Raw genomic sequence first — 24031 nt, 5'->3', positions numbered from 1 at the left:
CGATGCACGTGTGGCAGCATCGCCTCGCCGGTGTTCGGGCCGGAAGGTGGTTCCGGGGAGGGGGAGGATGGCTTGTGGCAGCGTCTTCAGGCAGGTGATGCCGCGAGCTGTTCAAGTCGCTTCTGGAGCACGTCGAGGCGCAGATCGGCGCAGCCTCCGGGCGACGTGCGACTCTGCAGGCTCTGGGCCGGGGTGCGCGCGTTGAGCTGGTCGAGCTCCGCGCCTACCTGGCGGTAGGCGTCGCGGAAGGGCACGCCTGTGGTGGTGAGCTCGACGGCGCGGTCCGTGGCGTACATCGGGCCGGTGATGGCGCCTTTGAGGCGTTCCTCATCGAAGCGCAGCGCCTGGAGCAGCGGGGCGGTCAGTCCCAGGGCGGTGATGCCGCGAGTCAGGGATCGCAATACCGGTCCCTTGGTGTGCTGAAGATCGCGATGGTAGCCGCTGGGAAGCGAAAGGAGCGAGAGGAGTTCATTGACCGCACCGATCGCCGGGCTTGTAGCGGCCCGAAGCAGCTCAACCACATCCGGGTTGCGCTTGTTGGGCATGATCGAGGAGCCGGTGGTGTAGGCGTCGGGAAGATCGACGAAGGCAAACTCCTCGGTGGTGAAGAGGCTTAAGTCCCAGGCGAGGCGGCGCAGGTCGAGTAACGCCTGTAGGAGCGCCATTAAGGCCTGAAGTTCAAATTTTCCGCGGCTGTTCTGGGTGTAGATCGGGTTGATCTGCATGCGTTCAAAGCCCAACTCTTCGCCGACCCTGCTGCGATCGAGGGGAAGGTTGACGCCGTAGCCAGCTGCGGTGCCCAGGGGGTTGGCGTTGAGCCAGTGTGCGGTGGCCCGGGCGAGCTCCGCGTTGTCGATGAAGGCCTCGGCGAAGCCCGCGAACCACATGCCCACCGAGGAGGGCACGGCGCGCTGAAGGTGGGTGTAGCCGGGCATCGGTGTGTGGCGCGCCTGGTCAGCGCGCTCCAGACATACGCCGGCGATGGCAAGGCTGTGCTCGGCGATGCGACCCAGCGCAGTGCGCAAAAAGAGGCGCTGTGCGACGAGCACCTGGTCGTTGCGGCTGCGGCCGGTATGAACTTTTTTGCCCAGTTCGCCGAGGTTTTCCGTGAGGTAGAACTCGATGGCGGAGTGGCCATCTTCAAAGCGATCGTCGAGCAGAAAATCGCCCGCCTCAAACTTAAGGTCGAGGTCCTGGAGCGCGCCTGTGAGGGCGTCGACTTCCTCGGTGGTGAGAATGGCAATGCGTCCCAGACCGCGAACGTGCGCGGTGCTGGCCTGAATGTCGTAGCGGAAGAGTTGGCGGTCCAGGATGACATCTTCGCCGGCGGTGAACGCCATCAACTCGCGGTCGATATCCGCCTGACCTTTGTCCCAGAGGGGCGTCGTCATTGGAGGACTCCTTCAAGCTCGGAAAAGCCCATGGCGAGGTTGAGGTTTTGCATCGCCTGGGTGGCGGCGCCTTTGAGCAGGTTGTCGAGCGTGGCAACCAGGGTCAGGCGCCCCTCGGAAGTGGTGGCGAACCCGCCGATGTTCACGCGGTGGGTCAAGGCAGCGTCGCGCACCAGCGGGATCTCTTCGCTGACCGTGATGAGAGCTTCGTTCTCATAGTGTGAGCGCGCCAGGTCAAAGGCCTCTGCGGGGCTGAGGGGGCGCGTGAGTTCACAGGCGATCGTCAGGGTGATCCCCCGAAAGAAGGGGGCCACGTGAGGCATGAAGACGACCGGGTGCGCAAGCTGATGGCTGACTTCGCGCTCGTGAATATGACCGGTGAGGGCGTAAGGAAGGATGTTATCTCGCAGCACCTCCGGGTCGTTCTTGGGCGAAGGTGTGGTGCCGGCGCCGCTGTAGCCGGAGACGCCGAAGACGCTCGGCGCGCTGGCCAGACGATCGACGAAAGGCAGAAGCGCAAGCTGCATGCCGGTGGCGTAGCAGCCGGGGTTGGCAATGCGCCGTGCGGTGGTGATGGCATCGCGGTTGCGCTCGGGGAGACCGTAGATCCAGTCGGCGTCGAAGCGTCGGTCGGCGCTCAGGTCGATCATGATCGGTTGGGTGCCGGCGCTGTCGATGGCCTCGACAAAACGCGATGCCACGCCGTTGGGGAGCGCGAGGACGACGGCGTCGAGGTCCAGGGCGGCGACGTCTTCCGGGGCAAGCGCCTCAAAACGAAGTCCCGCAGGGGCGTCGGGGATGTGGTCGCTGACCGCTTCGCCGGCGAGCTCCCGGGAGCTGACGCTGGCGAGCTCCACGCCGGTATGGCGAGCGAGCATGGGGATGAGTTGCGCGCCGGTGTGACCACGGGCGCCGATCAGTCCGACGCGTTTTTTGTGCATATGCGGCTCGGGGTGTGGCGAGGGGGAGGTTTCAAAGGTAGGGGGCACCGAGGAAAAAAGCTCAGGTGTCGGCGACGGCGTGCTCGAAGAAGGTCGCGGGCATTGCCAGGGCGATCTCCACGCAGCGCTTCATCTCTTCAAAGCTCTCCATGCCGTACCAGAAGACTGTCCAGGGACCTTCGCGGTAGGTGCCGTCGGATTCCTGGAAGTACCACTTATTGATGGGGTTTTCGGTACGCGCACGCCAGAAAAGTTTGCTGTTTTCGCGCTTCATACGCGCCCACAGCGACTGGCCGAGTCCTTCGCCCTGGGCTTTGCGGGTCACCCCGAACTTATCGAGGTAGGGCAGGCCCTCCTCCATGGTGAGGATGGCCGTGGCCCGATAGGAGTCGGTCAGGTAGATGCGATGAAAGGGTTTGAGCGAGAAGTAGTCTTCGGCCAGCTGGCGTTGGAAGCAGGCTTCGAGAAGCTCGCGGATGCGCCCGGTATCAAGTCCATCGAGGCTGGGATGGCAATGAACGGCTTCGCCGCGTCGCACCAGGGTGCCCGAGCCGCGGTGGGTGAAGAGCTCCCGTGCGAGCTGCCCGGGGGTGGTGATGGAGACCGAGGAGGAGAGCGGGAGTTTGTCGAGGAGCTCTTTGATCTGCTGAAGTTTGAGGCGCATCCCGGAGTGAATCCAGTCTTGCTGCATCAGGCTGTCGAAGTCTTCGGTGAGGTTCACCGAGGGAATGATGCGCTCGTATTGATCGAGCAGGCCGCCTGTGGGGGTGAGAAAGACGATCTTAAAAGGCTCTACGCGCAGGGCGAGCTCGCGGGCAGCAACATCGGCGTTGATGTTGACGATTTGACCCGAGGGGGTCTCGCCGAGGCTGGAGAGGATGGGCAGGCATCCGCTGCGGATGGCCGAGACGATGGCTTCGGTGTGAATGCCGCGGACTTCGCCGACGAGGCCGAAGCGCTCGTGGTCGAGGAGTTCGGCTTCAAAGACGCCGCTGGTGATGGGGCGGGCGTGGGTTCCGAGCGCTTCCAGCGCGTCGACCAGCTGGAGATTCACGTCACGGAAGACTTTGCGGGCGACTTCCAGCGCGTCTGGAGAGGTCACGCGCATGCCATCGATGCGCGGGGTTTCAATGCCGGCTTCGTCGAGCGCCTCATTAAGTTGCGGGCCGCCGCCGAGGACGACGATGGGAAAGAGCCCCACCTGGTGCAGAAAGCTCAGGGAGCTGGCCAGCGCCTCCAGGTCGTGTCGCAGTACCCCGCCGCCGACTTTAATGACGGCGAACTGCTTGGACTCCACGCTGGCGAACTGCTTGAGGTACTGCTCGACCTCTTTGCGGCTGCCGATATTCTGGAGAAGACGAACGATGGTGTTACGGGTGTCCGGCATGGGAAGGCCTCGTCGTGCGGAGGGAGGGGCGCTGGCGGCGCGAGGGTAGTGCTCGAAGGCAGGGGATGCAACCGTGGCGAGCATCAGGAGCGAGGAAGGTGACAGGCGCGTGAAGAACGCGCAGGAGCGGGAGGCATTTTTAAGGCCTTCGCATCATGCGGTAACACACGTGCGGGGCGGTCAACGGGGGGCGTTAGCTAGAGGCCAGGCGCACCGCTGACCGGAAGCCTATGCGGCCATTGCTCGTTGTCTTGTTGAAGATGAACTGCCTGAAGACCGCGGCTCCCGCCGCACCGATACCCGCCCGGGCAGCATTGGCGGTGCCCGGGAGAAGCGTGTGAAGGGCCCGTGAAAGCAGTCCGAAACTGCCGACCACGGCGATCATCGTATGTAGCGCGGGGAGCCGGCGACGGAAGCCGTTGGAGGCTTTAAGGCCAGCGGCCCGGGCGGTCTTCAGAAGACCGACCGCAAAGAGGTAGAGTCTGGGCATGATGGGAAGCCTGCGTGCGGACAGGACGTCCGGAGGGGACATGCGTGGGGCGTGATGTGTGTCACACGTCCGCAGACGGCGCTCTTTCAGGCCCCCCCATCAGGTCGTGGAGCATCTGGCGAGGGATTCCGAATCAGTTGAGAGGGTAGGAGGTCCAGCCTTCGGTCCAGGGAGCGGCGCTTGGCGAGAAGGCTCCGAGGTAAACCGCGGTCGGGTCGAAACCTTCCGGGGGACGCACAAGATCGCGGTCGGTGGTGTGCTCCGCGGCCGGGATCCAGGTGGGGTTGCCGAGGTTGTACGGGTCGGCAAAGCCCGGGTCGACGCCGAAGCGGTTTCCTGTCTCAGCGGTCTGGTACGCGCTGTAGTCGCCCAGCGAAGGGGACTCGTCGCCGGGAACATCGGGTTCGAAGTGCTCCTCGCCGCTTGCGCCCTGGTTGAAGAAGAGGGTGTTCTCGACGATGACGCGGCCTTCATTGGCGTGTGCGATGGATTCTGGGCCTTCGATATGCAGTCCGGCGCCGTCCTGACCGATGACGATGCCATGGGAGAGCGTGCCCAGGCCGCCGAGTTTGTAGTAGATGCCGCGCTGACGATCGCCGTCACGATTGAAGCCAATGATGGTGAAGTTGTAGATGCGCGCGTCGGTCTGGGGCAGAGCATCGGTATCTTCAGCGAGGTTTTCGATCTCGATGCCTTCGCGACTGTTGATATCTTGTTGAATGGCCAAAAACTGTGCGGTGCCGCGCCATCCGGTGTCGACGTCGAGGCCATCGTCCTGTGCGCGGGTGCTCACGGCGTAGCGCAGATCAACGCTTCCACCGAAGACAGCGATGCCATCATCGTCGCTCAGGTGGGTTTGCACGTATTCGATGGTGGTGTCGCTGCCGCAGCCGGCCAGGGTGATGCCTTTGAGGGCTTTTCGCCCGTTGGAGAGCTCGGCGCCGCCGAACTCCACGCGCACGTAGCGCAGGGTACCGCAGTCCCAGGCCTCGTCGCTGCCGCCGACGCTGGTGTCCTGTTCGCTGTCGATGCGCAGGTTGAAGTCAACGCGGTTGGTGGGGGCGCGGCCCACCATGGCGAGCCCTGCCCAGTCGCCTGCCAGGCGCTGGCCCACAGGTCTGGCGCTGGTGAAGACGATGGGGGCGTCGCGTCGACCCTCGGCGACGAGTCTGGCACCTTTTAGTGAGACCAGCCCGGCCCTGCGTTCGGCCAGAATGCGTGTTCCCGGCTCAATGGTGAGGGTGGCCGGGGCGACGACCATCACCAGGTCTTTGAGCAGGTAGGTGTTGTCGGCGGTCCAGACGGTGTCTTCGACGATGTGACTGGTGATCTCAACGCGCTCATTTTCTTTACACAGCCCGTCGAGGCACTGACCGGTGACGCCGCACTCCTCGTCACTGACACATTGGTTCAACTCCAGCGTCAGCGAGCAGCTGGTGGTGAGCGCTGCGGCGATGGCGAGGATCGACGGGCGTAGAATCGAAGCGGCAGATGGCAACAGAGTCACAGTCGGGCTCGCGGAGAGGGGACAATCCACTGGAACGAGGCCACGTTAGCGCTCCAGGGGGGCGGAGGCAACTTCTCTGCTGCGAAGGTCGTGGCGAACCGGGGCCGCCACGCCCATGAGAGCGTCGGGCGATGTGACCTGAGCGGTGGGTCAGGCGATGGCCGGGCTCATGAGTCGCCGGTAGTGTTCGGCGATGCGCTCCAGGTCTTCGAGAGCGACGAATTCGTCGGCCGTATGGGCCTGAGCGATATCGCCGGGCCCGAAGACAATGGCGGGCAGGCCGGCCTGGGAGAAGAGGGCGGCCTCGGTCCAGAAGTCGACGGCGGGGCCCGCAGGCAATGCGTAGCGCGCGCAGATCTCGGAGGCGCGTTGAAGCAGATCGTGCCCCTCAGGGCCGAAGTCGGCCGGCAGCGAGGGCCCTACAAAGCCGTCCTGCCAGGTGACAGCGTCGGCCTCGGCCAACGCCATGAAGTCCTGTGCGACCGCGCCGGGATCGTCACCGGGGCGAGGGCGAATGCCCCAGCGAAGAAAGGCTGAGGGGGCGACGATGTTGGGTTTTTTGCCGCCTTCAACTACCCCAACGTTGAAGCAATGGCCGCGCAGGTGCCGGGTGATCTCCCAGCCGCCCACCTCCGAGTTGGCTGTCTCTCGGGTGTCGCCGTCGCGTGCCTGACGCGCGTGTTCGACCGCCCCGGCGATCCAGCGCGCGGCGTTATGAAGGGCGCTCTCTTCGAGTGCGCGGGGGCCCGACGAGTGGCCGGCGCGGCCGTGAAAGGTGCCGCTGAAGGTGCGGATGCCGCGGTGCGCGAGCACCGCGCGCACGCCGGTGGGTTCGGCCACAAGGACCGCATCGTAGGCGTGTTGCGCTCGCGCGCAGAACTCACGTACGCAGCGGGATTGACCGGCCTCTTCGTCGCTGGAGAAGAGCAGCGCGCAGGGGCCTTCGCTGCTCTGGGCTGCCGCGATCAATGCAGCAGCCGCGCCTTTGATGTCACAGGCTCCCAGGCCGATCGCGCGTCCCTCTTCGATGCGAAGCGTCCAGGGATCGGCGCTGTAGTCGGGGGCGGCCGGGACGGTGTCCAGGTGCACATTAAAAAGCAGGTCGGGCTGGCCGCGTCTGGCATAAAGCCAGACGCAGCCCTCGCCCAGGTCGACCTCCTCGATGATGAAGTCTCCCGGAGCTTTTGAGAGCTCGCTGCGGATGTAGGCGAAGATGCCCTCACCGGCGCGCATCTCCCGCGGCGGGTTGGGGGTCTTAAAGCCAACCAGCGCGCGAAGATGCTCCAGGGTCGCTTTGAGGAGGTCGTCGGCCATGGCTCAGTCCTCGTCGCTGTTGACCAGCGCGTGCAAGGTCGAGCTCTGGCCGAGGAGTTTGATGAAGCCTTCGGCCTCGGTCACGTTCCAGTCGGCGGACTGGGCGTAAACGGCACCGGCGCGTCGCAGGATGTGCGGGGAGTCGATCTTTACCGCGCTGACTTTTCCGCCCCAGGTCTCCAGGGTGACGGTGCCGTTGACGAAGATCTGGGAACTCTCGATGTAGGCCTCAAGGTCGAACTTCAGCGGCTCGTAGAAGAAGCCCTTGTAGACGAGCTCCACCCATTTCTGGGCGACGACCGGCTTGAACTGGTTCTGGTAGCCGGTGGAGACAGCCTCTTCGAGCGCGCGGTGGGCGGCCAGAAGGCAGGTCAGGCCGGGAGCTTCGAAGACGATGCGGCCTTTGAGACCGACGGTGGTGTCGCCGGTGTAGTAGCCGCGGCCGACGCCGTAGGCGCCAAAGCGCTTGTTGAGCACCGAGATGAGCTCGGGGCCGGCGATGGCTTCGCCGTCGAGAGCCACGGCGACGCCTTCTTCAAAGGTGATCGAGGCGCGCAGCGCCTCGCGTGGCCACTGGGAGGGGTGCGCGGTGAGCTGGTAGGTCTCATCGCCGGGGGCTTCCCACTCGTCGACCTCGGAGCCGGAGGTGGTCACGCCGAGGAGGTTCTCGTTGATGGTGTAGCGCGAGGCCTTGGCGCGCGTCGAGAAGCCGCGCTCCTCGAGGAAGGCTTTTTCGTACTCGCGCACGTTGCCGTGATCCTGCTGGATGTCGCGAATCGGGGCAAGGATCTCGAAGTCGCCCAGGGTCTTGACGGTCAGGTCGAAACGCACCTGGTCGTTGCCCATGCCGGTGCAGCCGTGAGCGAATTTTTTGGTGCCCAGCTCCCGGCAGAGCTGCAGGGATTTGCGCACGATAATATAGCGGTCCGAGCAGAGCAGGGGGTACTGCTGCTGGTAGATCTCGCCGCCCTGAACAAGGGGCACGACGACCTCTTCCCAGATGTCATCGCCGCCGTCGACGGTGTGGTGGGCGACCGCACCGAGCTCGATGGCGCGGGCTTCAATGTAGGCGCGCTCCTCGTCATCGACTCCGCCGGTGTCGACGAAGAGGGTGACCACGTCCAGGCCTTTCTCTTTGAGGTAGGGGACGCAGAAGCTGGTATCGAGGCCTCCGGAGAAGGCGAGTACGACGGTGTTACTGGACATCTTGGGCTCCGTTGGGGGTGAGGCGCGCGCGCAGACGAGGGCGCGGTGTTGCGGGGATGTGGTGTGATCTCAGCCGTTGATGAGGGTACTCATCAGAGCTTTTTGAACGTGCAGGCGGTTTTCGGCCTCATCAATGACCAGCGAGTTGGGGCTGTCGATGACCTCGTCGGTAACTTTGACGTTGCGGCGACAGGGCAGGCAGTGGCTGAAGAGTCCGTTATCAGTCAGCGCCATCTTCTCGGCATCAACGATGAAGTGCTTGTGAGCATCGCGCACAGGTTTTTCTTCGTCCCAGCGGCCAAAGTAGGGGAGCGCCCCCCAGGATTTGGCGTAGACGACGTTGGCGCCGGAGTAGGCCTCTTCGATGTTATGGGTCACCGTGAGGCTGCGGCCCTGCTCGGAAGTATACTGGCGCGCAAGCCCCATGTAGCGCTCATCGAGGATGTAGTCCTCGTTGGGGCAGAGCAGGGTGACGTCCATGCCGAACTTCGAGGCGATGAGCAGCGCGGAGTTAGCCACCGCGGTGTTGAGCGGTTTGGGGTGGTAGGTCCAGGTGAGCACGAACTTCATGCCGTCGACCATACCCAGGCGCTCCTGCAGGGTGAGCATCAGGGCGAGTTCCTGGCAGGGGTGGGTGATGGTCTCCATGTTGATGACGGGCACGGTGGCGTGCTTTGCAAATGCGTGAATAACGCGATCCTGGCGGTCGACCTGCCAGTCTTCAAATTGCGGGAATGCGCGCACCGCGATCAGATCGCAGTAGCGGGAGAGGACGCGGGCAGCTTCGCGGACGTGCTCCTCGGCGGTCTGGTCCATGACCGAGCCGAGCTCGAACTCCATCGGCCAGGAACCCTTGCCGGGCTCAAGCACGACGGCGTGGGCGCCCATCTGGTGGGCTCCGATGTCGAAGGAGGAGCGGGTGCGCAACGAAGGGTTAAAGAAGATCAGAGCGATCGTCTTGTTGCGGAGTCGGGCCTGGTAGGGCTCCGCCTTGAGATTACGGGCGTCGTCGAGGATCGACTGCAGTCGGGGGCGGCTCCAGTCGGCGGTGGTCAGAAAGTGTTGCATGCGCGCTCCATCATCGGCCGAGGGGGCGGCGCGAAGCGCCGCCGGTCAAGGTCGGGGATGGTAGGAGCAAAGCGCAGGCGGGTCAACGCCCCGGGGTGTGGGTCTCGACGAGAAGGGCGGTGAGGTTATCGGGGGCACCGCGGCTCAGTGTGAGCTGAGCGATGGCCTGGCAGGCAGCGCTTAAGTCATCGGCATGGTCACGCAATACCGAGGCCAACTCCTCATCGCTCAAGGCGTTGTGCACCCCGTCGGTCGTGGCCAGAAAGATGTCTCCCGGCACAAGTTGGGAGAAGGCAACGCTGACATCGACGCAGTACTGACTTCCGACGGCGCGGGTGAGCACGTGTTTGTAGGGGAAGTTAGCGATGAACTCGGAGGCATCCGAGGAGGTGATGTTATGGCGCTCCAGGGTCTCTTCGAGCAGAGAGTGATCGCGGGTGAGGCGTTCCAGCTGGCCGTTGCGCAGGCGGTAGAGGCGGCTGTCGCCGACATGCGCCCAGTAGGCGCGGGTCTCGTCGAAGGTGAGAGCGACCAGCGTGGTGCCCATGCCGCGGTGGGTGCCGCGCTCGGCGGCCTCCTGGTAGACGGCGGCGTTGGCGAGCTTGATGCCCGCCACAAGGTTATGTTGCAGCGATCGACGGTCCTGGGGAGTGCTCTCGATCATATCGCCCACCTCATCGAAGTAGGCGGCGAGTGTCTCAATGGCGAGTGTGGCGGCAAGTTCACCGCCCTCGTGACCGCCCATCCCATCGGCCACCGCGTAGAGCCGGCGGGAGGGGTGAAGCAGATAGACGTCCTGGTTGACCGTGCGGCGCATGCCAATGTCTGTGATCGCCGCAAAGCGCAGCTCCCAGCCCGCGCTGCGAGCGCGATCTTGGGTGGATGCGGCGTGGGCGGCGGCCTGGGAGGTGTGCATGGCAGTCTCCGATGATGCGGAAGGGGGCGCACGCACGCGCACTCCGGCGCTTGAGATCATCCCCCCGGGATGTGGTGGTCGGTCGAGAGAAACTTCAGAAAATTTAAGCTCGAACCCAGCCGCGTCCAGCTTGAATGCCCCCGCCATCGGGCAGGTCTGATAAAAAAACGCCCCCGGCACCTCAAGGTGCCGGGGGCGTTTTAAGATGGGAGTCGCCTTAAGCGTGGTGGCGAACTCGCATCGGCATGTCGCGAACTCAGGTGAGCAGGTCGGCGACCACTTCGCGCTCCTCAAGGAGCTGCGCTTCGGTGACCTTGAGCTTCTCTTTGGAGAAGTCGTTGAGCTCGATGCCCTGCACGATCTCGTAGCCGCCCTTGCCGTCGCAGCGAACCGGGAAGGAGTAGATCAGGCCTTCCTGCACGCCGTAGGAACCGTCGGAGGGCACGGCCATCGCGTGGAAGTCGTCTTCGGGGGTCACGGTGAACCAGTCGCGCACGTGATCGATGAGCGCGTTGGCAGCGCTGGCCGCCGAGGAGGAGCCGCGCGCCTTGATGATCGCCGCGCCACGCTGCTGCACCGTCGAGATGAAGTCGCCCTTGAGCCACGCGTGGTCGCTGATGACCTCGGTGGCCGGCTTGCCACCGATGGTGGCGTTGAAGAAGTCCGGGTACATCGTATTGGAGTGGTTCCCCCAGATGCCCATCTTCTTGACGTCGGCCACGGCCACGCCGGCCTTGGCCGCAAGCTGGCTCTTGGCGCGGTTCTCATCGAGACGCGTCATGGCGGTGAAGCGCTCGTTGGGCACGTCGGGAGCGCTGTGCATGGCGATCAGCGCGTTGGTGTTGCAGGGGTTGGCAACCACGGCCACGCGCACATCATCGGCGGCGTTGTCGTTGATGGCTTTGCCCTGGCCGGTGAAGATCGGGCCGTTGGCGCGGATCAGGTCGGCGCGCTCCATGCCCGCCTTACGTGGCATCCCGCCCACGAGCAGCGCCAGGTTGGCACCGTCGAAGCCTTTGTTGAGATCGTCGGTGAGAATCATGTCCTGCAAAAGCGGGAAGGCGCAGTCGTTGATCTCCATGGCGACCCCTTCCAGAGCCTGCATCGCCGGGGTGATCTCGATGAGCTGAAGGATCACCGGGGTGTCCTTACCCAGCAGGTCGCCCGAGGCGATGCGGAAGAGCAGGGAGTAGTCGATCGAACCGGCAGCACCGGTGACAGCAACGCGGACAGGCTTCGTCATAAATTCGCTCCTGATACAGCAGCAAGTGGGGAAGGGGGCGGGCCAAAAATAGACGCCGAAGGGGTAAGTCCTGGCCACCCGGGTGTCAAGCCGTGCTCATGCTTTTAAGCTGTACGGTGGGGGAATTCCCCGGCCATCTGCGGCTCCCGCCGGCAGGTTAGCGAGCGGCTTTGGCGTGCCGATGGGCGCGTCGAAGGGGATGGCGTTTATCGCGCGTGATGGATGCAGACCGTAAACATCCTGCGTCTCGATCTTTCGATACAAGGAGGCGGAGCGGCGGGCAACGTTCGGTCAGGCGATGGCGTCGTAGCTCAGGTTTGTGTCGTGGTGATGTACGCGGCGCGCGCCGAAGGGGCCTGAATAAAAAAGGGCGCCCCTCCGTGAGAAGGGCGCCGCGTTTTTTACACAGGAAGTGTGTGTGTTTATTTGCTTAAGTGTTTGATATTATTGAATATTTTCGGGGTAGGTTTCGATCTCGGCTTCTTCACGAAGCTGGGCGACGTAGGTGCCCAGCGACTCCTGCAGAGCCTGGTTGCGAAGCTCGCGGGTCAGCTGCTCTTTGACCGAGTCAAAGCTCATGACCTCTTCGTCGTTGCGCTCGGTGACCTGAATGATGTGCCAGCCGAAGTCGGAGCGAACCGGCTCGGAGATCTCATCGACCTGCAGCGAGAATGCGGCCTCTTCGAACTCAGGGACCATGCGGCCGCGGCCGAAGGAGCCCAGGTCACCGCCGGCCTGCGCCGAGCCATCGTCGGAGCTTTCGCGGGCAACTTCGGCGAAGTCGTCACCACCGGTGACGCGGGCGTGCAGCTCCTGGGCCTCCTGGCGAGCGGCCTCCCAGTCTTCGGGGGCTTCCGAGTCGACGCGTACCAGGATGTGGCGCGCGCGTACCTCTTCGCCGCGCGTGAACGCCTCGGGGTTCTCGTTGTAGAAGGTCTGTGCTTCGTCTTCGCCCGGGAGCTGAAGGCCATCGGCTTTGAGGATCTTCTCGATGGCGACAGCCTGGTAGACCGACTCGCGGATCTCTTCGGGGCTGATACCGGCCTGGGCGATGTAATCATCGAAGTTGATCTCTTCGCCGTACATCTCCAGGGCGCTGGTCTCAAACTCCTCGCGGTACTCCTGGAGGCGGGCGTCGATCTCTTCGGCGCTGGGCTCCACACCGGATTCTTCGATGGCCTGATTGACCAGACGTTGGTCAATGAGGTTCTCGATGATCTGCGATGACATCTGCTGGAGCAACTCCGGGGGGAGTTGGGCCTGGGACTGGAGCATGGCGATCTGGGTGTTGAACTCCTCGGCGCTGATCTCTTCCCCGTTGACGCTGGCCACCGGACCGACCGCCGCGATTGTGCCCGCGCTCTCGGCCTGGGGCTCGGAGGCGGGGGAAGCGCCTTCCTCGCCGTCGAGGCTGGCCGAGCGGTACTGCGGCGCGTCGCTGGTGGGGGCCTCATCCGGCACAGACGCGCTGGAGGAGCAGGCCGCCAGCAGCAGCGCCAGGATGGACGTCAGCGCAGTCTTTTTCAAAAACATAGCAATCTCCATGACGAGCTCCGCAACATCGGAGCGAGCGAAGCGTTGGAAAAAAAGGCGCGCCGGGCAATGACGCATCCGTGGCGAGCAGCATTGAATGGGCTGTGTAGCATAAGGTGGGAGCGGACGCACGTTCGGGGGGAGGCGGCCAGTGTCGTCGGGTCTCCCCCCGAACGCCATGCCCTTGAAAGGTAGGGCCCGGGTCACCCCTTCCAAGAGCGGGGGGCAGGGGGCCGGGGGCTTGCGGTGATTCTGCGCGCTTTAGCCGGCCGGTGGATCTGCGCCGGGCGGATGAAAAAAGCCACGGATGGCCTCGGCGGTCGAGGGGCCCACGCCTTCCACGCCCTGAAGATCCTCCAGGGTCGCGGCCTTGATCTTGACCAGACTTCCAAAATGGCGAAGCAGCGCGCGCTTGGTCTTGGGCCCGATGCCCGGGATATCATCCAGACTGGAGCGCAGGCTGGCCTTACGCCGAAGTTGTTTATGAAAGCCAATGGCGAAGTCGTGGGCCTCGTCGCGCACCCGCTGCAAGAGGTAGAGCTCGGCGGAGTTCTGGCGCAGGACCACCGGGTTTTTACGCCCGGGCAAAAAGACGCGCTCCGGGCTGCGGGTGACCTCCGGATCGTCAAAGCCCACCTCATCGACGCGGCTCTTGGCCAGGGAGACCACATCGATGTGGTGCAGCCCCAGATCTTCAATGACGGCCATGGCCTGGCCGAGTTGGCCTTTGCCGCCGTCGACCACAATCAGGTCGGGCGGATCGTCGTCGCCCCTGGCGACCTTACCTAAGCGGCGCGTGAGCATCTCGTGCATCGATGCAAAGTCGTCCTGCCCGTGCACCAGGCGCATTTTGTAGTGGCGGTATTCGGATTTGGCGGGCTCCCCGTCGATAAAGGCCACCAGCGAGCCGACCACCTGGGCACCCTGCAGGTTGCTGATGTCGTAGCATTCGATGCGTCGCGGGAGGTTTTTCAGCTTCAGCCGTCCCTGCAATTTTTCGAGGAGGTCGCGGGCGCGCTCCTCTCGGGCGTGCTCTTCCTCAAAGCTATGGCGAGCGTTGGTCTGGGCGGTGGCGATCAGCGCCCGCTTGGCACCGCGCTGCGGGCTCAACACGTAGACACGGTGGCCGGCCAGCTCGCTGAAGAGCTCCTCAAAGGCCTCAACCTCCTCTTCCTCCAGCGTCAGTGGCAAAAGCACCTCGTTGGGCACGTGGTTGCCGGCGTTATAATAGAGGTTCAAGAAGCTCGAGAAGAGCTCCTCATCGGGGAACTCCTGATCGGTGTACGAGAAGGACTGCGCCCCTTCCAGGCGCCCGCGGCGGATAAAGAGCACCTGAAAGGTCAGCCGGTCGCCTTCGCGGTAGAAGCCAAAGGCGTCCTGGTCGACCTCGCGATGGCCCACGGCCACCTGGCGCTCCAGTACTTTTTCGAGGGCCTGAATCTGGTCGCGGTAGCGCGCGGCCAGCTCAAACTCAAGCTCTTCGCTGGCGTGCTCCATCTTCTCGCGCAGTCGCTCGACGAGCTCATCACCGCGCCCCTCCAGAAACATCACCGCCTGGTTGACGTCCTGCTGGTAGCGCTCCTTATCCACCGGCAGCACGCAGGGGCCCGGGCAGCGTTTGATCTGATACTGCAAACAGGGGCGCGAGCGGTTGTTGAGCACGTGATCGGGGCAGGTGCGCAGCATAAAATGCTTGTTGAGCACCTGGAGCGTCTGGCGGATCGCGTAGGCCGAGGAATAGGGCCCGAAGGTGCGCTGTCCGGGCTTTGTTTTGGAGCTTCCTTTGCTGCGGATCACCTCGACGCGAGGCCACTTCTGATGCTTATCAACGCGCAGCGACAGAAAGGATTTGTCGTCTTTGAGCTGCACGTTGTAGCGCGGCTTATGTGCCTTGATCAGGGTGTTTTCGAGGATCAGCGCCTCTTTCTCGGAGGCGGTGATGATCGTCTCGATATCCCCCAGGATCTGCGGCAGCCGACGCACAAAGGGGCGCGGATCGCCGTGCAACTGAAAGTAGTTGCGGACGCGGTTTTTGAGGTCTTTGGCCTTGCCGATGTAGATGATGCGACCGCGGCGGTCGCGCATCAGGTAACACCCCGGCTTATGCGGGATGGTGGAGAGGCGCGCCTGGATATCGTAGGGCTCGTCGGATGCTGCCATAGGGAAGAGCGCCGGGGTGGGGGAAGCTCAGAAGTCTCAGGGGTCGATGCGCACCAGGGCAAACCAGGCGTTCATGGGTTTGGCCTTGTAGGCGCGCCCGATCGTCACATGGTCGGAGAGGCCGCGCAGCCGGTCGACCATGCCGGCATACACAAATCGCCCCAGGCGAGCGCGGTTGTCCAGGATCTGCGGCCACTGGGCCGGGTGCTCCGGCGGAAGCTCGCGATAATCGATCACCAGTTCGCCGGAGTCGCTATCATCGTAGGCAACGAAGTAGCCCGGGCCGGTAATCCCCGAGAGGGTCTGGTGGTTGTAGCCCCAGAGCATCCGGCGCTTGTCCGGCCGGTGTTCGGGCGATGGCGTGCAGAAGCGTTTTTGAAAGAGGCGAAAGGCCGGCAGGGTGTTGCGCCCCTCGCAGATCACTTCCTGAAGTGGGGCGGTGTCTTCGGGGACGATATCAAAGGTCGTGACCGGACGGGTGGCCGCGTCAAAGAGGCGGCGCTGCATCTTCGGGGTGAGCGCGCGCACAAAGGCTAGACGTGTGGTGGCGTCGGCTGCGTCGAGGGCGGCAGCCAGCGCGTCGGTGTCGAGGGTCGGGGCCCGGGCAAGCTCGAGGATGTCGGCAAGGGCGCTCATTCAAACTCCATAAAACAGTAGGTTTAAGGCTGAATCCGGCAGGCAGATCATGACGATACGTCGAAGCGGCACAGGCTGACTAGCGACGCACCTCGGGAAACTTCAGGGTGTCGGGATGGACACGCTCATACACGCTGATCAGCGGCACGCCCTCAAGCTCCACCACATGACGCGGGGCCAGTGTGCCGTACTCCTCCCAGAGGGGGAGGAGCAGATACACGAACGCTTTTTGCTGGTGGTAGAGCGCATAGTCGCTGCCTTGCATGCGGAACGCTCGGAGATCGTCGCGGGCCAGATCTTCTGCCTGGTACATGCGCCAGGCTGTGTTCACGACGTTATGAATCCAGACCCGGCCGCCCTCCTCGGCATGGTCATTGAGCCAGGGTAGCCCCTGGCGCGAGGCGTAGCCCCAGAACTGGCGGAACATCTTCGCGTCGGCCGCCCCGCGGTGCCCGCCGATGAGCTCATTGTAGTAGGAGGTGCCAAAGGGGTGGTTGGTGTGGGTGGCCAGCGCCGCGGGAGCGAGCGTTGCTCCGCCGAGTAGAAGGCCGAACGCCGCGTAAATAAAGGGGCTTGTCGCTCCCCGTGACGGAGCACTGAGGCTGGAGGAACCCTGCCCGGAGACGTTGCGCGCGCTGAGCATGGTGGTCAGCTGCGTCGTCAGAAACGCCACCGCCACACCGGCGATGATCGCCAGAAAGGGCATCGCCGGCATCCAGTGTTTGGTCCCTCCGAAGATCGGCGTCTCGGCCCGGGCGATCAGGGCGATGGGAAAGATCATGTGAATGATAAAGAGCAGCCCGGTTCCACGTGGATCGACCGAGGAGGGCAGCCGACGCGCTTTGAGCGCTGCCTTCCAGGCATCAAGCGTGGCTCGACCGCCGTAGTGGCGCATCCAGACAAAACACCCCAGCGCAAAGGCCACAAGGATCGTTGCCGGCACCGTCACCAGCGTCATCACCCAGGGGTAGCTCGCCGGAAAGGGCGGGTTCTGCAGGTTTTCGCCGAAGTAGTAGACGAAATAATGCTCATGCTTGAGATGGAAGTTCATGTACCAGCGGATGCGCGCAAAGGTATCGAACCAGTGGCGCGGCCAGAGCGCGTAAAAGAGGATCGGCCCCAGGGTGAGCATCGCCCAGAAGGCCGCAGGAATCTTCGGGATGCGCAGCCCCCCGTTGCGCCAGCTGCCCACCAGGCGAAACTCACCGGCGCGGGAGAGCAGCCAGTGCATCACGAGCGTGATGGGCAAGAAGAAGGCGTTGAGCTTGGTGGAGAGTGCCAGGCCGAACAAAAGCCCGGTGGTCACCGCCCAGCCGCGTGATTGCAGGCTTCGCCAGTAGGCGTAGACCACCCAGAAGTTCATCGCGGCCACGGCCACATCGAAGCAGGCCAGGTGGGCGTGAAAGAAAAAGCGCGGCTGCAAAAAGAGCGCCCCCACACCCACCAGCCCCGCAAGCCTGCCGCCGAGCTGACGGCCAAAGAGGTAGACCCCGCTTAAGAGCCAGCCGGCGGTGAGCATCGTCGGAAAGCGCAGCGCGGTGGAGGGGCCCATCCACCCCAGAAGCTCGTAAAAGATCTTATGGGAGAGCGCGAAGGCCGCCTTCATCAACACCGGATGTTCCGGGTTGTAGCTCCAGTGCCGGTCGATGTTGGCCTGGGTAAAGCTGATGGCAAGCTCACCGGTGTGGAAGTTCTTCCAGAGATCCTCGAACCAGCCGATGTACTGGGAGGCCGCGTGGAAGTAGAAGCCTTCATCACGGGTAAAGCCCATCTGCGGGGTCGCAAGGAGCAGGGCGACCGACCCGGCGAAGATCAAAAGTGCGATCAGCCAGTCGAGGCGGTCGGTGGGGCTGTAGCCCGGCGAAGAGGTTGGGGAGTCTGATGGGGTCACAGCGCCTACCAGAGTGCGGTGATATGTGCGCGAACAAGCGCGGTGCGCGCGTCGGGGCGTCCCTGCGCGTCGTCAAAGACGCTGCCAGGCCAGAACATCGCAGCCTCGGCACGGTACTCCAGCGCGAGCTCCGGGGTGAGCAGATGCGTGTAGCGCGCTCCCAGGAGGGCCTCGGTGCCCAGGTAGCGGGCCGAGGCTTCGGTGCCACGAAAGCCGACCACCGAACCGCCGGCTTCCACACTTGCGGCCAGGTCGCGCCAGGGCCGATGCGCCCAGGCCAGAAGGGCGCCGGCGCCGAGCTCCAGCCCGGCGATGCGCGCAAAGGTCAGCGTGGGCTGCACGAAGATCGCGTTACTCACCGAGCCAGTCTCAACGAGGTTGTCGATGCCCCGGGGAGGTTGGGCTGCGCGCAGGGGATCGTCGGCTTGGGCGACCGCTTCTGCCGTGTAGGCTGGCAGGTGATGGTCGAAGAGCAAGAGCCCGGCGCGGTAGTTCGGATCAAAGCGGAAGCGGTGGAGGTTATCGCTGCGTGGGTCGGCGTCGCCGGAGGCAAAGCCGGAGCGAAGGTTAAAGCCCAGCGCGCTCGGTCGGTGCAGCACGTCGAGGTGGGCGGCCGCCCCCAGCGCGTCGATCTGAATCGGGGAAGTGGGGTCGCTGCCGTCAGCGCGGGTCGTCTCACCGCGCAGGTACGCCGCTTCGCCGGCGATGCGAAAGCGCCAGGTGCCCTTCGGGGTATAAAACTGGTGTTTTCCGGCCAGATCGAAAGCCGCCACATTGAGCTCGGAGCCGTCGCGGTCGGTCTGGTCACGGAGTGCCACGTACACGCCGATCTCACTGGGAGCAGGACGCCAGACCACCGACGCGATGCCCTGCAGCGCCCGGTCGCCCTTGTTGATATCGGCATTTTCGTCGCGAATTACCGCGTCGGCACCCACCGCCACAAAGAGATTATCGAGCGCGCCGCGCGAGGCGCGCCCCCGAAATGGAGAGGTCGCAAAGAGCAGTCGCGCGACGCGGTCGCCGCCCACCTGCTCCCCAAAGAGCGTTTCGTCTTCGATGTCGCCGTCGTTGGCCAGCAACCCCAGGCCCCACTGGCTTGTTTGAAGCCCGGCCTGCACCCGACCCACCGGGCTATCCCAACGCAGGTAGAGTTCGCGCATGGCGAGCGTCTGATCGGCACCGTCGAGCACCCTGTGGAAGGGGCGCGCGCCGTGATCCCCCACCGGCGGAGGGGCGGGGTAGGCGTTGCCCAGAAGTCTTCCGCTGAGAAGATCGGCGGATGCGACCGCCTCTACCGCGCCCAGGTTGATGGTGCTCCCCAGCCGAAGTTGCTGGTACATGCCGCCGCGCAGCCCGTCGGTCAGCGGGCGCTCGTAGGCGTCGGCGCTCAGGCGATAATGTCCTTCCAGGCTCACCGTGGGTTCTTCCGGCTCATCCACCGGGAAGACCGGATTCAGTCGGGGGGGGGCAAGCTCCACCACGCGCCCCTCGGAGGCTTCATCGTCCTCCAGAGGGGGAATCTCCGGGAGCTGGGCTTGCGCGGATGCGGCAAGCGAGAGGGTCAAGAGCGCGCTGAGTGCCCCAACGGCGGGCTTCAGTCGCAGGTGACCGGGTAACATGTGGGGCGCGCGCATCGCAGGGGGCTCCTCGGTGGCATCATCCATTTAACGTCGGGCGGCGAGGCCGTGGAGGGGCATCCTGTCACGGCAAAAGGGGGCTCGCAACGCTCTCGGCGTGCCGTGGCGCGCACGCGGGGCAGAGGGGAGGCTCTTGACCCCGGGCGGCAGGGGGGGGCGTGTGGACACCCATGGCCAGACGCCCGCGCGTCGGGAGGAGGGATGAGGCCCGGATGAAGTGACGACGATGGTGAGGGGGCTGCGGCCTCACAGCGCTCTCGCACGCTATGTTAGGGTGCTTAGGTGTAGAGCAGGTGACCCTATCCCCCCTTCATTCACGCACGACCCATGAGAACGACGCCAATGAAGACAACCTGGTACTACCGATGGCTTGATGCGCTCTCTTATAAGTTATTGATTCCCCTGGCACTTTTGCTGGCGCTTGCTCCCTTTAATCCGGAGCCTCACCTGGTGGAGACCACCGGGATGCTCGTTCGGGGAGAGCTCACCGAGCCTGTGTACATCTTTGACTTTTTTATGCACGGAGCCGGATTGTTCATTCTGGCGTTGAAGGTCGGTGCGGACATCCGCCGGCGCAACGCTCCGGCGGATGTCCCGGCTTCGGATGTCGAGCCCCCCTGACACCCCCCCCACGCATCCCGACAGGAATCCCGCCTAAAGGCTCGCCTCAACCCTTGAGCGCACGGGCGTGATGACGGATATGATCGCCGATGAAGCTGGCGATGAAGTAGTACGAGTGGTCGTAACCCGCCTGCATGCGAAGCTCGATCGGGTGACCCACCTCCTCGCAGGCACGCACCAGGCGCTCCGGTTGCAGCTGTTCAGCCAGGAACTGGTCCGCATCGCCCTGATCGATGAGCAGGGGAAGCCGCTCGGTGGCCGTGGCCACAAGCTCGGTGGCATCCCAGGCTTTCCACGCATCCCGCTCGTCTCCCAGATACGCCCCCAGCGCCTTCTCGCCCCAGGGCACCCGGGTGGGCGCGACGATCGGTGAGAAGGCCGAGACGCTGGCGTAGCGCCCCGGGTTGCGCAGAGCCAGCACCAGCGCTCCATGCCCGCCCATGGAGTGCCCGAAGATCGCGCGCTTTGAGCTCGCGGGAAAGTTCGCCTCAATCAGCGCCGGCAGCTCATTCACGACGTAATCGTGCATCCGATAATGCGACGCCCAGGGCTCCTCGGTGGCGTTGACGTAGAAGCCCGCGCCTTTGCCAAGATCATAACCCTCGGCGTCAGCCACATCGTCGCCGCGCGGGCTTGTGTCGGGTGCGACGATGATCACGCCTTCTTCGGCCGCGTAGCGTTGGGCACCGGCCTTGGTGATGAAATTCTGCTCGGTGCAGGTCAATCCGCTCAGCCAGTAGAGCACCGGGCAGGGGCCATCGGCCACCGCCGGCGGAAGGTAGACGGCAACCTTCATCTCGCAGCCCAGAACCTCTGAGCGATGCTTCCAGACGTCCTGATGGCCGCCAAAACTCGCGTAGCTCTCGATGCGTTCCATGGTTGTATGTCCTTGATTTGTATCAGGTATATGAAGGGTGTTCGGGTTCCGAACGCAGCGGGGCGCAGGCAAAAGCCTGCGCCCCGCTGCCTTATCGCCTTCAGAAATGAATCACCGTGCGAATCGACTCACCGCTGTGCATCAGATCGAAGGCCTCGTTGATGCGCTCCAGCGGCAGGGTGTGGGTGATGAAGGGATCGAGATCGAGCTTGCCACTCATCGCCTTATCGACCATGCCCGGGAGCTCGGTGCGGCCGCGCACACCGCCGAACGCCGAGCCGCGCCAGACGCGTCCGGTCACAAGCTGGAAGGGGCGCGTGCTGATCTCCTGACCCGCACCGGCCACGCCGATGATCACCGACTCACCCCAGCCTTTGTGGCAGCACTCCAGCGCCGAGCGCATCACGTCGACGTTGCCGATGCACTCAAAGCTGTAGTCGACGCCGCCATCGGTCAGCTCCACGATCACCTCCTGAATGGGGCGGTCGTAGTCTCTGGGGTTGATAAGGTCGGTGGCTCCAAGCTGGCGGGCGAGTTCGAATTTATCGGGGTTGATGTCGATGCCCAGGATGCGGGAGGCGCCGGCCTCTCTGGCTCCCATCACCGCTGCCAGGCCGATGCCGCCCAGACCGAAGATGGCCACGGTGTCGCCTGCCTGCACCTTGGCGGTGTTGTGCACGGCGCCGATGCCGGTGGTGATCCCACAGCCCAGAAGACAGACCTTCTCCAGCGGAGCGTCTTTGTTGATCTTGGCCAGCGAGATCTCCGGTACGACCGTGAATTCGCTAAACGTGCTGGTGCCCATGTAGTGATAGATGGGCTTGCCCTTGTAGGAGAAACGCGTGGTGCCATCGGGCATCAGGCCCTTGCCCTGGGTGGCGCGCACAGCCTGGCAGAGGTTGGTCTTGCCGGACTTGCAGAACTTACACTCGCGGCATTCCGCGGTGTAGAGCGGGATCACACGATCGCCTACCGAGAGCCCACTGACCCCCTCGCCGACCTCCACCACAATGCCAGCGCCTTCGTGGCCGAGCACCGAGGGGAAGATTCCCTCGGGATCTTCGCCGCTGAGCGTAAAGGCGTCGGTGTGGCAGACCCCGGTGTGGGTGATCTGCACGAGCACCTCACCTTTCTTCGGGCCTTCGACATCCAGCTCGACGATCTCCAGGGGTTTGTTGACTTCGAATGCTACGGCGGCACGGCTCTTCATGAGCTTCTCCTGAGGTTGGTGGGGGAGGGATGACAACCATCCCGGTGGACTACTTGAGGTAGGAGCGGATCAGATCGTTGAGATCGTCGACGGCCTCATCGCGTTGGCCGGCGGGAAGCTCGGCGGCGCTGCCGAAGGTCTCGCGCACATGCGCCTCGAGCACCTGGCGCATTACGCCGGTGACCGCCCCGCGGATCGCGGCGATTTGCTGGAGCACCGAGCTGCATTCGGTGCCTTCTTCCAGTGCCGTCTCCAGCGCGTTGAGCTGACCTTTGACGCGGCGAACTCTCGCCAGTACCCGCTTTTTCTCTTTTTCCGTATAGGGCATCGTTCTTCTCCATTGGTATACCGGGGTATAGTATCTTCATATGCCGACGAGAAGTTCAAGTGACGTTCGGTTATGCGCCCGGGGTCCCGTCAGAATTCCCGACGCGACGACGGAAGGAACCTGCCGGTTGTGGCGGTAGGTGTGGCTTTAGTGTGTTGTTTTTATTGGGTTTTCAGGGTGTTTTGCGTCAGGGCGAAAGGTCGCCCTGACCTCGCAGGAGGCCTGCGCTCAGGTGTCAGATTCGCCACCGGGCGCTGCATCGTCGCGCCGGAGAAGATCGGGGCGGCGCTCTTGTGTGCGCGCCAGCGCCTGCTCCTGGCGCCAGGTGGCGATGCGCCCGTGGTCGCCGCTGAGCAAGATCTCGGGCACCTCGTGGCCGCGAAACTCGCGGGGGCGAGTGTACTGCGGGTATTCGAGCATCGGGGCTGAGAAGCTCTCCTCGCTGATCGACTCCTGGTTGCCCAACACGCCGGGGAGGAGGCGAGTGACGGCGTCGATGACGACCATCGAGGCGACCTCCCCGCCGGTGAGCACGTAATCGCCAATGGAGATCTCGCGATCGATCCAGTGCTGACGCACACGTTCATCCACGCCCTCGTAGCGCCCGCATACCAGGATCATGCCCGGCCCCGCGGCCAGCTCCCGTGCGATCTTCTGGCTGAAAGGCTCGCCCTGGGGCGACATCAAGATACGCGGCACATCCGGGTGGCGCTCCCGGGCCTGCTCCAGCGCGGCGACAAGCGGCTCGGGTTTCATCACCATGCCGGCGCCACCGCCGTAGGGGACGTCGTCGCAGGTGCGGTGCTTATCGTGGGTGAAGTCGCGGATATCGACGCAGTTCACCGAGAAATGACCGCGCTCGATCGCTTTGCCGGTCAGGCTGATGCGCAGCGGGCCGTCGAAGAAGTCGGGGAAGAGCGTAAGAATCTCAACGGGGAAGGACGAGCTCAAGATGGTCTCCGGTGGGGAGTGCGAGGCGGGTTTTGCGGGTGCAAAGGAGCCGGTGGACGTGGCGCGCCACCGGCGGGTGCAGAGAAGGCGCCGTTCTCGGCGTTTCAGCCGTGAGCGCGATGTGGCGAGTTACCCCGGTGGGGCAGGGCGGGAGAGGCCTAGTCGGCAGGCGTCCAGATCTCCAGGGGTTGCAACACCACCGCCGGTCCCTCCAGATCGACATAGCTGACCGCATGCTCAACATAAGGCACGAAGAGCTCGGAGCCGTCGGTGCGTTTGACGACCAGCACGTCGTTAGCTCCGGTCTCAAAGAAGCGGTCGATGATGCCGATAGGCTCGGCATCGTCAGGCGCATCGCCATCTTCTTCAGCGGCGACGTATGCCGGGAAGCCGATGACCTCCATCAGATAGAACTCATCCTCATCGAGGTCAGGAAGAAGATCGAAGTCCACTGAGACGATGCCGTGTTTGATGCGCTCGGCACCCTCGCGACCCTGGATGCCCTTGAACTTCACCATCGCAAACTTTGGGCCCTGGCGAAAACGCTCGATGGTCAGCTCGAGTTCTTCGCGCTCGGTCTTGATGGTGACCTTGACGCCCTCGTCGAGGACCTCGGAGTCGGCGTTAAAAAGATGCAGGCGCACGTCACCGTAGACGCCGTGAGGGCGGCCGACTTTGGCCAGCTCCACCTGCTCGTTTGTTGTCTTACTCATGCTCAAACGCT

General features: G+C 64.0%; 21 protein-coding genes. 1 reads left to right on the top strand and 20 read right to left on the bottom strand.

What is annotated here, in order from left to right:
- Window positions 1–86: 86 nt before the first annotated feature.
- From argH to EA187_RS09725, 15 genes are all read right to left on the bottom strand, one after another.
- Window positions 87–1391 (bottom strand): argininosuccinate lyase, encoded by a 1305-nt coding sequence (gene argH, locus EA187_RS09795; RefSeq protein WP_127780147.1) that lies wholly within the window; start codon window positions 1389–1391, stop codon window positions 87–89.
- Window positions 1388–2332 (bottom strand): N-acetyl-gamma-glutamyl-phosphate reductase, encoded by a 945-nt coding sequence (gene argC, locus EA187_RS09790; RefSeq protein WP_127780146.1) that lies wholly within the window; start codon window positions 2330–2332, stop codon window positions 1388–1390. The genes argH and argC overlap by 4 nt, the downstream gene beginning before the upstream one ends.
- A 61-nt stretch (window positions 2333–2393) precedes the next feature.
- On the bottom strand, window positions 2394–3719 hold the full coding sequence (locus EA187_RS09785; protein WP_115603875.1) for an acetylglutamate kinase: 1326 nt from the start codon (window positions 3717–3719) through the stop codon (window positions 2394–2396).
- 193 nt (window positions 3720–3912) lie between these two features.
- Complete coding sequence (locus EA187_RS09780; protein WP_164856170.1) at window positions 3913–4209, bottom strand: SMR family transporter; 297 nt, start codon at window positions 4207–4209, stop codon at window positions 3913–3915.
- A gap of 133 nt (window positions 4210–4342) precedes the next feature.
- The gene (locus tag EA187_RS09775; RefSeq protein WP_127780145.1) at window positions 4343–5707 is read right to left on the bottom strand and encodes a hypothetical protein; all 1365 of its coding nucleotides are present in this window, start codon (window positions 5705–5707) and stop codon (window positions 4343–4345) included.
- Window positions 5708–5866: 159 nt separating this feature from the next.
- Window positions 5867–7030 carry an acetylornithine deacetylase gene (locus EA187_RS09770; RefSeq protein ID WP_115603881.1) on the bottom strand — a complete coding sequence of 388 codons (1164 nt, stop codon included), beginning with the start codon at window positions 7028–7030 and terminating at the stop codon, window positions 5867–5869.
- A gap of 3 nt (window positions 7031–7033) precedes the next feature.
- Window positions 7034–8236: an argininosuccinate synthase gene (locus EA187_RS09765; protein ID WP_127780144.1), complete on the bottom strand. Its 1203-nt coding sequence runs from the start codon at window positions 8234–8236 to the stop codon at window positions 7034–7036.
- A gap of 69 nt (window positions 8237–8305) precedes the next feature.
- Window positions 8306–9304: an N-acetylornithine carbamoyltransferase gene (locus EA187_RS09760; protein WP_115603885.1), complete on the bottom strand. Its 999-nt coding sequence runs from the start codon at window positions 9302–9304 to the stop codon at window positions 8306–8308.
- An 82-nt stretch (window positions 9305–9386) separates the two neighbouring features.
- Window positions 9387–10220 (bottom strand): PP2C family protein-serine/threonine phosphatase, encoded by an 834-nt coding sequence (locus tag EA187_RS09755; protein ID WP_164856169.1) that lies wholly within the window; start codon window positions 10218–10220, stop codon window positions 9387–9389.
- A 256-nt stretch (window positions 10221–10476) separates the two neighbouring features.
- Window positions 10477–11463 (bottom strand): malate dehydrogenase, encoded by a 987-nt coding sequence (locus tag EA187_RS09750; protein ID WP_115603889.1) that lies wholly within the window; start codon window positions 11461–11463, stop codon window positions 10477–10479.
- Window positions 11464–11907: 444 nt separating this feature from the next.
- Window positions 11908–12996 (bottom strand): foldase protein PrsA, encoded by a 1089-nt coding sequence (locus EA187_RS09745; RefSeq protein ID WP_164856168.1) that lies wholly within the window; start codon window positions 12994–12996, stop codon window positions 11908–11910.
- 261 nt (window positions 12997–13257) lie between these two features.
- Window positions 13258–15156, bottom strand: coding sequence for an excinuclease ABC subunit UvrC (gene uvrC / locus EA187_RS09740; protein ID WP_127780141.1), 1899 nt, complete (start codon window positions 15154–15156; stop codon window positions 13258–13260).
- Between the two features lie 36 nt (window positions 15157–15192).
- A complete protein-coding gene (locus EA187_RS09735) occupies window positions 15193–15792 on the bottom strand; it encodes a hypothetical protein (protein WP_127780140.1) in 600 nt (199 codons plus the stop codon).
- Window positions 15793–15871: 79 nt separating this feature from the next.
- Window positions 15872–17683 (bottom strand): ArnT family glycosyltransferase, encoded by a 1812-nt coding sequence (locus tag EA187_RS09730; protein WP_127780139.1) that lies wholly within the window; start codon window positions 17681–17683, stop codon window positions 15872–15874.
- A 5-nt stretch (window positions 17684–17688) separates the two neighbouring features.
- Window positions 17689–19317 carry a hypothetical protein gene (locus EA187_RS09725; protein WP_127780138.1) on the bottom strand — a complete coding sequence of 543 codons (1629 nt, stop codon included), beginning with the start codon at window positions 19315–19317 and terminating at the stop codon, window positions 17689–17691.
- A gap of 345 nt (window positions 19318–19662) precedes the next feature.
- Between EA187_RS09725 and EA187_RS09720 the strand changes: the two genes are divergently transcribed.
- Window positions 19663–19941, top strand: coding sequence for a hypothetical protein (locus EA187_RS09720; protein WP_115603901.1), 279 nt, complete (start codon window positions 19663–19665; stop codon window positions 19939–19941).
- Between the two features lie 46 nt (window positions 19942–19987).
- Here EA187_RS09720 and fghA read toward each other — a convergent pair whose 3' ends face one another.
- From fghA to rimM, 5 genes are all read right to left on the bottom strand, one after another.
- Window positions 19988–20818, bottom strand: coding sequence for an S-formylglutathione hydrolase (gene fghA, locus EA187_RS09715; RefSeq protein WP_115603903.1), 831 nt, complete (start codon window positions 20816–20818; stop codon window positions 19988–19990).
- A 100-nt stretch (window positions 20819–20918) separates the two neighbouring features.
- Window positions 20919–22028, bottom strand: a complete 1110-nt coding sequence (locus EA187_RS09710; protein WP_115603904.1) for an S-(hydroxymethyl)glutathione dehydrogenase/class III alcohol dehydrogenase — start codon at window positions 22026–22028, stop codon at window positions 20919–20921.
- A 49-nt stretch (window positions 22029–22077) separates the two neighbouring features.
- A complete protein-coding gene (locus tag EA187_RS09705) occupies window positions 22078–22356 on the bottom strand; it encodes a metal/formaldehyde-sensitive transcriptional repressor (RefSeq protein ID WP_115603906.1) in 279 nt (92 codons plus the stop codon).
- Between the two features lie 228 nt (window positions 22357–22584).
- Complete coding sequence (trmD, locus tag EA187_RS09700) at window positions 22585–23307, bottom strand: tRNA (guanosine(37)-N1)-methyltransferase TrmD (protein WP_115603908.1); 723 nt, start codon at window positions 23305–23307, stop codon at window positions 22585–22587.
- Window positions 23308–23465: 158 nt separating this feature from the next.
- The gene (gene rimM / locus EA187_RS09695; RefSeq protein ID WP_115603910.1) at window positions 23466–24020 is read right to left on the bottom strand and encodes a ribosome maturation factor RimM; all 555 of its coding nucleotides are present in this window, start codon (window positions 24018–24020) and stop codon (window positions 23466–23468) included.
- Window positions 24021–24031: the final 11 nt, after the last annotated feature.

Source organism: Lujinxingia sediminis (genome assembly GCF_004005565.1).
Taxonomy (GTDB): domain Bacteria; phylum Myxococcota_A; class Bradymonadia; order Bradymonadales; family Bradymonadaceae; genus Lujinxingia; species Lujinxingia sediminis.
This window is presented reverse-complemented; position numbering and strand designations above follow the sequence as displayed.